Source organism: Sphingopyxis sp. (assembly GCF_036402335.1).
In the GTDB taxonomy this organism is placed as follows: domain Bacteria; phylum Pseudomonadota; class Alphaproteobacteria; order Sphingomonadales; family Sphingomonadaceae; genus Sphingopyxis.
Genome location: NZ_DASWTD010000346.1, coordinates 1 through 8,358 on the forward strand (window position 1 = coordinate 1; position 8,358 = coordinate 8,358).

Below are 8,358 nucleotides of genomic sequence, written 5' to 3' on the forward strand. Positions count from 1 at the left end.
TCCCGGTCGCCGTCCGATCGCTCGGCTATGCGCCGGGCATCGCCTCGCCGCTGCCGCCGAGTACCGGACCACCTGCCTTCGCCTGATCCAGACCGACCGGCTGCCCGCGCTTTTGCGCGGCGCGGCCCGTGACTGCATTCAGCGAAGGAAAAATCATGAAAACCCGTATCCATGGGGCGGCGCCGTTGCTGGCGCTTGCGACCTGCCTCGTCGCCGCTCCGGCCCATGCCGAAGACGCCGATGCCACCATCATCGTCACCGCGCCGACCGCTACCGACGCCGCCGAAGCGCGCGCAGCGCAAACGCCCGGCGGCACCGACATCGTCTCCTATGAAGATTATGCCGACAAATCGGTCGTATCCTTGCGCGACACGCTCGCCTTCTCGCCCGGCGTCTATCTCCAGCCACGCTACGGGCAGGAGGTGCGGATCTCGATCCGCGGCTCGGGCCTGTCGCGCGGCTTCCATATGCGCGGGCTGACGCTGCTCCAGGACGGGGTGCCGATCAACCTCGCCGACGACAATGGCGATTTCCAGGAGCTCGAGCCGATCTTCTTCGACCATCTCGAAGTCTATCGCGGCGCAAACGCGCTGCGCTTCGGATCGGGGACGCTCGGCGGCGCGATCAATGGCGTGACGCCAACGGGGCGCACCGCGCGGGGGCTCTACATGCGCGCCGACGTCGGCAGCTTCGACAGCATACGCGGACTCGTGTCGGCGGGCGTCGCCAGCGAACGCGTCGATGCATGGGGCGCGGTCAGCGCCGACACCACGGACGGCGACCGCGACCATGCGAAGCGCCGCAGCCTGCGTTTTCAGGGCAATGTCGGGCTGAAGCTGAGCGATGTGGTCAGCACGCGCTTCTACGCCAGCGTCAACAATATCAACCAGCAACTCCCCGGCGCGTTGACGCGGGCCGAGGCGCTGACCGCGCCGCGCAAGGCCAATGCGGGTGCGATTGCGGGCGATCAGGGTCGCGATATCGACTCGCTGCGCCTCCAGAACCGGACGACCTTCGACTGGGGCGCCCTGACGCTCGACGTCGGGGGTTTCATCAACGCAAAGTCGCTCCACCACCCGATCTTCCAGCTGATCGACCAGAAGTCGGTCGATATCGGCAGCTTCTTTCGCGCCGATTATGCGGGCGGCCCGGTCGAGGTCACGTTCGGTGGCGAAATCCGCCGTGGCAGCACCGATGCGCGTCAGTTCGTCAACAAGGACGGCCGGCGCGGCGCGCTGACCTTCGACGCCGATCAGAAGGCGCAGACCGCGACGCTCTATGGCGAGGTGCGCGTGCGGCCGGTCGACGCGCTGACCTTGATCGGGGGGGGCGTCTACGCCGACGGCTGGCGCCAGCGTCACGTCAATTTCTCGGCGACACCCGCGACCGATGGCCGGATCGACTTCGGCGCCTTCTCGCCCAAGATCGGCGTGCTCTTCGAACCCGCCGCCGATATCCAGTTCTTCGCCAATTACAGCCGCTCGGCCGAGTTTCCCGGCTTTGGCGAGGTGTTCCAGACGATCGGCACCCCGCCGACCAGCACCGTCGTTTCGGACGTCCGGCCCCAGCGCGCCTGGACCGCAGAGATCGGCACGCGCGGCAAGCTCGGTTTCGCCAGCTGGGACCTTGCGCTCTACCGTTCGACGCTGAAAGGCGAGTTGCTGCAGTTCACGACCAACAGCAATATCCCCGCCGCGACCTTCAACGCCGACCGCACGCTGCATCGGGGGTTCGAGGCCGGGCTGGACCTCGCGCCGACGGGCTGGCTGCGCCTGCGGCAGGTCTATACCTACAGCGACTTTCGTTTCCGGGGCGACGCGGAGTTCGGCGACAACCGCCTGCCAGTAGTGCCGAAGCACGCCTATCGGGCGGAACTGCGGATCGGCAGCGATGCGCTGCATATCGCGCCGAATCTCGAATGGGTGCCCGACGGCCCGTTCGCCGACTATCGCAACCATGTCCGCACCCCGGGTTATGCGCTGATCGGTGTCACTGGCGGCGCGACGATCGCGAAGGGCATCGACGCCTTCGTCGACGTGCGCAACATCACGGGCAAGAAGGCGATCGGCGATATCAGCGCGGTGATCGATGCACGGGTCAACAATAGCGCGACGCCGCCTGTCAATCCGGCGATCTATTATCCGGTCGAGCGCCGCGCGGTTTCCGCCGGCATCCGCGCGCGGTTCTAGGGGGAGCGACAGGGGATGACCGACATCAACCGGGTTCCGCTTTATCGCACGATCTGGCGCTGGCATTTCTACGCCGGGCTGTTCGTCATCCCCTTCATCCTTGTCCTGTCGCTGACGGGCGCGGCCTATCTGTTCAAGCCGCAGATCGACCGGTGGGAGGAGCGCTCATGGCGCGGCTTGCCGACGGCGGGAACGGTCGATGCCGACGCGCAGGTTGCGGCCGCACTCGCTGCCCATCGCGGCGCGAGCTTTCATTATTACCGCCTTCCCGAAGCGCCCGGCGATGCGGCGGTCGTCCATATCGGCCTGCCGGGCGGCGCGATGCGCGATATTGCTGTTTCACCGCAAGGCCGGGTGATCGGCGCGGCCGATCCCGACCAGCGTATCTCGGCGTGGCTCTCGCGCATCCACGGCACGCTGCTGATCGGCCGTACCGGCCGCCTCCTCGTCGAGCTTGCTGCAAGCTGGGCGATCGTGATGATCCTGACCGGCCTTTATCTCTGGTGGCCGCGTGGACGCGGGTTCGCGGGCGTGCTCTGGCCGCGCGTCTCGCTTGGCGGCCGCTCGGCGCTCCGCGACATCCACGCGGTCACCGGCTTCTGGGTCTCGGGCCTCGCGCTGATCCTGCTCTTCACCGCGCTGCCATGGACCGACGTCTGGGCAGGCGGTTTTCGCATGATCCGCGCCGAAATGGGCTGGGTGTCGGGGGTGCAGGACTGGAAGGGCGGCGCCAATCCGCATGCGACGCACGATCATCGCGCGATGGCGACTGCGGAACCGGCGGGGCCGCCGCCGCTGGCGTCCCTCGAATATATCGTTCTTCGCGCCCGCACCGAGCATATGCCGGCCCCCGCGATCATCCAGCCGCCGGGCGCGCCCAACGCCTTCGGCCCGCCCAACGGCAATGTCTGGACGCTGACGACGCTGACCCAGAACCGGCCGCTGGTGCGCAAGGTCAGCTACGACCCCGAAACCAGCCTCGAAGTCGCGCGCAGCGGCTTTGCCGCCAAACACGCCATCGACCGAGCGGTCGGCTACGGCATCGCATGGCACGAGGGGCAGCTCTTCGGCCTCGCCAACCAGCTGATCGGGGTCGCGACCGCACTCGCGCTGTTCACGCTCGCGATCTCGGGCTTCCTGATGTGGCGCCGCCGCAAGCCCGGCGACGCGCTCGGTGCGCCGTCGCAGCCGCGCGATCCCGCGAAGCTCAAGGGCGTCGCTGCGCTCATCCTGACCCTTGCAGCCTTGCTGCCGTTGCTCGCCGCCTCGTTGATCCTCCTCTGGATCGCCGAGCGCCTCGTGCTGCCGCGCTTGCCGCGCGCTGCACGCTGGCTGGGCGTTGCGGCAAAGGCCCCGGCGCGCTTATAGGTTGCACATGGCCCGCGTCCTCCATCTGCTCGCCCTTCTGATCGCGCTGCTCCTCGCCCCCGCGGCGGTCGCGCAGGAGCGTGGTCCCGTCGTCCTCGCGGCAGCCAGCCTGCAGGAATCGCTGACCGAGGCGGCGAACCTCTGGGCGGCAAAAGGCCACGCCAAACCCGTGCTCTCTTTCGCGGCCTCCTCGGCGCTCGCGCGGCAGGTCATTGCGGGCGCGCCCGCTGACCTCTTCCTCTCGGCCGACGAGGAGTGGATGGACGCGGTCGCCAAGGCCGGGCTGCTCCGCGCGGGCACACGCACGACCTTGCTCGGCAACCGCCTCGTGTTGATCGCCCCCGCCTCCAGCAAGGTCCGGCTGACCCCCGCACGCGGCTTCGCGCTCGCCAGGGCGCTCGGCACCGGCCGCCTCGCGCTCGCCGATCCCGATGCCGTGCCCGCGGGCAAATATGCCAAGGCCGCGCTCACCCGTCTCGGCGTCTGGAGCGGCGTCGCGGCCAAGGTAGCGCCTGCCGAAAATGTCCGTGCCGCGATGGCGCTCGTCGAGCGCGGCGCCGCGCCGCTCGGCATCGTCTATGCGACCGACGCGCGCGCGTCGAAGGCGGTGCGCATGGTCGGCGTCTTCCCGGCATCGAGCCACCCGCCGATCCGCTATCCGGTCGCGCTGCTCAAGGCCTCGCGGCACAAGGATGCCGCGGGCTTCCGCACTTTCCTGCTGTCGAAACAGGGTCGCGCCATCTTTGCGCGCCACGGGTTTTCGGCGCCCTGATGCTGTCACCCGAAGAGTGGGGGATCGTCGCGCTGTCGCTGAAGGTCGGCGGCGTCGCGGTGCTCGCCACGCTTCCCGTCGGCTTCGCGCTCGCGTGGATTCTCGCGCGGTACCGTTTTCCCGGGCGCGTCGTCCTTGATGCGCTCGTTCACCTGCCACTTGTCCTGCCGCCGGTCGTCACCGGCTGGCTGCTGCTGATCGCCTTCGGTCCGCTCGGCCCCGTCGGGCGCTGGCTCGAAAGCTGGTTCGGCATGACCTTGATGTTTCGCTGGACCGGCGCCGCGCTCGCGGCGGCGATCATGGCGCTGCCGCTGATGGTGCGCGCGATGCGGCTGTCGATCGAAGGGATCGACCGGCGGCTCGAGGGTGCGGCGCGCACGCTCGGCGCCGGGCGCTGGCACAGCTTCCGGACGATCAGCCTGCCGCTCGCGCTTCCGGGCGTCCTCGCAGCGCTCGTGCTCGGCTTCGCGCGCTCGATCGGCGAGTTCGGCGCGACGATCACCTTCGTCTCGAACATCCCGGGCGAGACGCGCACGCTGCCGCTCGCCATCTATTCGGCGCTGCAGGTTCCGGGGGGCGAGGCGATGGTGACGCGCCTTGCGCTGCTGTCGGTCGCGCTGTCGCTCGGCGCGCTGGTCCTCTCCGAATGGCTGGTACGCCGCACGCATCGCGAAAGGCAGCGCGATGGCGATTGATATCGACGTCACCCGCCGCCTCGGTGACCGGACGATTGCCGCGCGCTTTGCAGCGGGACCCGGCCTGACCGCGCTGTTCGGCCCGTCGGGGGCGGGGAAGACGAGCGTGCTGAACATGGTCGCGGGATTGCTGTGCCCCGATCGCGGCCACATCCGTATCGGTGAGCGTACCCTGTTCGATGGCGCCATCGACCTGCCGCCCGAGGCGCGCCGCGTCGGCTATGTCTTTCAGGACGGGCGGCTCTTCCCGCATCGCCGCGTGCGCGCGAACCTCACCTACGGGCATGATCTTGCCGCGCCTGCCAATCGCTGGATGGGCCTCGACGAAGCGGTCCGTTTCCTCGGCATCGGGCATCTGCTCGATCGCTGGCCGCACAGCCTGTCGGGGGGCGAGGCGCAGCGCGTTGCGATCGGGCGCGCCTTGCTCGCCAGTCCCGAGATCCTGCTGATGGACGAGCCCCTGTCGTCGCTCGACGCGGCGCGGCGCGGCGATATCATGGCGGTGATCGAGCGCATCCGTGACGAGCTCAAACTGCCGGTCCTTTATGTCAGCCACGACCGCGCCGAGGTCGACCGGCTTGCGACGTCGGTGGTGGAGATCGGCGAATAAAGTTTCACTTGAAACCATTTTGATGATAGAAGCGGTCCCATGGAAAGCCAGTTTACCCACGTCCATGACACGCCGCCGCCGGGTGCTGCGGCCGACTGGACGATTCCGCAAAATTGGGATGCCTTCACCGCCGACGAGCATGCGATGTGGGATCGCCTCTTCGCACGCCAGTCCGACATGCTCCCCGGCCGCGCCGCCGATGCCTTTCTACGCGGCATCGACGTGCTTCGGCTCGAAAAGCCGGGCATCCCCGATTATCGCGAACTCAACGCGCGGCTGATGGCGGCGACGGGGTGGCAGGTGATCGCCGTGCCCGGGCTCGTACCCGACGATGTGTTTTTCGACCATCTCGCGAACCGCCGCTTTCCCGCGGGCAATTTCATCCGCACGCCGCAACAGCTCGATTATCTGCAGGAACCCGACGTCTTCCACGACGTCTTCGGCCATGTCCCGATGCTCGCGGACCCCATATTCGCCGACTATATGGTCGCCTATGGCATGGGCGGACTGCGCAGTCTGAAATTCGACGCGCTGAAACAGCTTGCGCGGCTCTATTGGTACACGGTCGAATTCGGCCTGATCCGCGAAGCCGCGGGCCTGCGCATCTATGGCGCGGGGATCGTGTCCTCCTTTGCCGAAAGCGTTTTCGCGCTCGATTCGGACAGCCCGAACCGGATCGGCTTCGACCTCGCGCGCGTGATGCGCACCGACTACCGGATCGACGATTTCCAGCAGAATTATTTCGTGATCGACAGCCTCGACCAGCTGCTCGACACGACGGTGAACACCGATTTCGCGCCGCTCTATGCCGCAAACGCCGCGTTGCCACCGATTCCGATCGCCGATTTCCTGCCCGATGACGAGGTGATCACCCGCGGTACGCAGGAATATGCGCTAGGTAAGCAAACCGCGTAAATCCGTTCGTGTCGAGCGAAGTCGAGACACACCGAAGGCACGCACTATCGATGGGCATCTCGACTTCGCTCGATGCGAACGGGAACTCGGGCTGTTGCTCACCAGCTCCCGAAAGTCGCATCCGACGGGCTGGCGCGGTGGAAGGCGCGTTCCTTGCGCCGCCAGCCGTAACGGCGGCGCTTGACCAGCAGCAGGCACGGCCATTCGGCGCTGCCGCCGCGCGCGGCGAGGCGAAAGCCCTGTGCGCGATAGGCCGCAAGCACCGGTTCCATCTGGCGCGCGATCAGCCCGGCGAGGATCGCATGGCCACCCGGAGCGGTCGCGGCGGCGATGTCAGGAGCGAGGGTGATCAGCGGTCCGGCCAGGATGTTCGCGATGACAAGGTCATAGGGCGCACGGTGGCGGATCGCCGGGTGATCGGTCCCGGGCGCGACCGCGAGCGCGAGCCGCCCGCCGCCGCGTCCGAGCGACACGCCGTTGATCCCCGCATTGTCGCGCGTCACGAAAATGCTCGCGGGGTCGATGTCCGACGCGATCGTCTTCGCGCGGGGCCAGAGCGCCATCGCGGCGAAGGCGAGCAGGCCGGTGCCCGTCCCGATGTCGGCGATATTGCGCGGTGCCGCGCCCGCGCGCGACAACCGGTCGAGCATCGCGAGACAGCCTGCTGTCGTGTCGTGCCCACCCGTCCCGAACGCCTGGCTCGCGTCGATCAGGAAGGGGGTGCTGCCCGCAGGAATGCGGTCGGCGTAGCTGCTCGTGTGGACGAAGAAGCGCCCTGCCTGCACGGGTTCGAGTCCCTGCTGCGACAGCGTCACCCAATCTTCTTCGGGCAATTGTTCGACGACGGGTTTCTTGCCCTTTGCGCTCGGCACGAACGACTGCAGCAGCTTCAGCAGCGCCAGCCCGGGCTTGTCATCCATATAGGCGTCGAGTTGCCACAGGCCGGCGTCTTCGTCGATCTCGCGCGTCACGACGACGGGCGCCTCGGGCATCGCATCGAGTTCGGGGATTTCACCCGACAGCGCCTCGGCCTCGGCGCGCGTGCAGGGGAGGGAGACGATCCAGCTCATGCCTTAACGAACATAGCTCGCGCCATTGACGTCGAGCACCGCACCGGTCATCGACGCCGGCGCCTCGAGCGCGCACCAGCGCGCCATTTCGCCAACCTCGTCGGGCATCGCAACGCGGCCGAGCGGAATGTCGGCGAGCAATTTGTCGCCGCCGCGGCTCGCCAGATATTCTTCCGCCATGCCGGTCATCGTAAAGCCGGGGCAGATGGCAAAGGCGAGGATGCCGTCTCTGGCATAGCCGCGCGCGATCGTCTTGGTCATCGCGACCATGCCCGATTTCGACGCTGCATAATGCCAGTGCGCGGGGCTGTCGCCACGATAGGCGGCGCGACTCGCGATATTGACGATGCGGCCGCCCGACGCTCTTTCCTGCCAGTGCAGCACGGCGTGGCGGCACAATTGCGCGCTCGCAGTCAGATTGACCTGTATCGTGCGGTTCCAGTTCGCGAGCCAGTCGGCGTCGGGATCGTCCAGCGGATTGCCCTCGAACACCCCGGCATTGTTCACTAGCACGTCGATGCGGCCGTCGAGCTTGTCGAGGTTTGTGCGCCAAAGCCGGTCGGGCGTCGCGGGATCGGAAAGGTCGCCGTCGGCGCTCGACAGCGCGACGAGCCTGATATCGTCGATAGCGAGGGTTGCGGCGATCGCGGCGCCGATGCCGCGGCTCGCGCCGGTGATCAGGTTGTGCGTGCTCATGTTCCCGCCTTAGAGGCATGGGGTACGCTATGCTAGATTGTTC

Annotated in this window: 9 protein-coding genes; 6 read left to right on the top strand and 3 right to left on the bottom strand. The window is 67.6% G+C overall.

What is annotated here, in order from left to right; genetic code table 11:
• Window positions 1-25 precede the first annotated feature (25 nt).
• On the bottom strand, window positions 26-157 hold the full coding sequence (locus tag VGD20_RS10665; RefSeq protein ID WP_331134424.1) for a hypothetical protein: 132 nt from the start codon (window positions 155-157) through the stop codon (window positions 26-28).
• Here VGD20_RS10665 and VGD20_RS10670 point away from each other — a divergent pair.
• Genes VGD20_RS10670 through phhA form a run of 6 tightly spaced genes read left to right on the top strand, consistent with a single transcriptional unit; the run spans window position 156 to window position 6,549 of the window.
• Window positions 156-2,189 carry a TonB-dependent receptor family protein gene (locus tag VGD20_RS10670; RefSeq protein WP_331134425.1) on the top strand — a complete coding sequence of 678 codons (2,034 nt, stop codon included), beginning with the start codon at window positions 156-158 and terminating at the stop codon, window positions 2,187-2,189. The two genes, VGD20_RS10665 and VGD20_RS10670, sit on opposite strands and share 2 nt — an antisense overlap.
• A gap of 15 nt (window positions 2,190-2,204) precedes the next feature.
• Entirely contained in the window at window positions 2,205-3,557 is a 1,353-nt protein-coding gene (locus VGD20_RS10675; RefSeq protein WP_331134426.1) for a PepSY domain-containing protein, read from the top strand.
• A gap of 7 nt (window positions 3,558-3,564) precedes the next feature.
• Entirely contained in the window at window positions 3,565-4,329 is a 765-nt protein-coding gene (gene modA, locus VGD20_RS10680; RefSeq protein WP_331134427.1) for a molybdate ABC transporter substrate-binding protein, read from the top strand.
• Window positions 4,329-5,024 (top strand): molybdate ABC transporter permease subunit, encoded by a 696-nt coding sequence (gene modB / locus VGD20_RS10685; RefSeq protein ID WP_331134428.1) that lies wholly within the window; start codon window positions 4,329-4,331, stop codon window positions 5,022-5,024. The genes modA and modB overlap by 1 nt, the downstream gene beginning before the upstream one ends.
• On the top strand, window positions 5,014-5,634 hold the full coding sequence (locus VGD20_RS10690) for a molybdenum ABC transporter ATP-binding protein (protein ID WP_331134429.1): 621 nt from the start codon (window positions 5,014-5,016) through the stop codon (window positions 5,632-5,634). Before modB ends, VGD20_RS10690 begins: the two co-directional genes overlap by 11 nt.
• A 39-nt stretch (window positions 5,635-5,673) precedes the next feature.
• Window positions 5,674-6,549 (top strand): phenylalanine 4-monooxygenase, encoded by an 876-nt coding sequence (phhA, locus tag VGD20_RS10695; RefSeq protein ID WP_331134430.1) that lies wholly within the window; start codon window positions 5,674-5,676, stop codon window positions 6,547-6,549.
• A 98-nt stretch (window positions 6,550-6,647) separates the two neighbouring features.
• Here the strand turns inward: phhA and VGD20_RS10700 are convergent, their stop codons facing one another.
• The gene (locus tag VGD20_RS10700) at window positions 6,648-7,619 is read right to left on the bottom strand and encodes a 50S ribosomal protein L11 methyltransferase (RefSeq protein ID WP_331134431.1); all 972 of its coding nucleotides are present in this window, start codon (window positions 7,617-7,619) and stop codon (window positions 6,648-6,650) included.
• Between the two features lie 3 nt (window positions 7,620-7,622).
• Window positions 7,623-8,315: an SDR family oxidoreductase gene (locus VGD20_RS10705; RefSeq protein WP_331134432.1), complete on the bottom strand. Its 693-nt coding sequence runs from the start codon at window positions 8,313-8,315 to the stop codon at window positions 7,623-7,625.
• Between the last annotated feature and the right edge of the window lie 43 nt (window positions 8,316-8,358).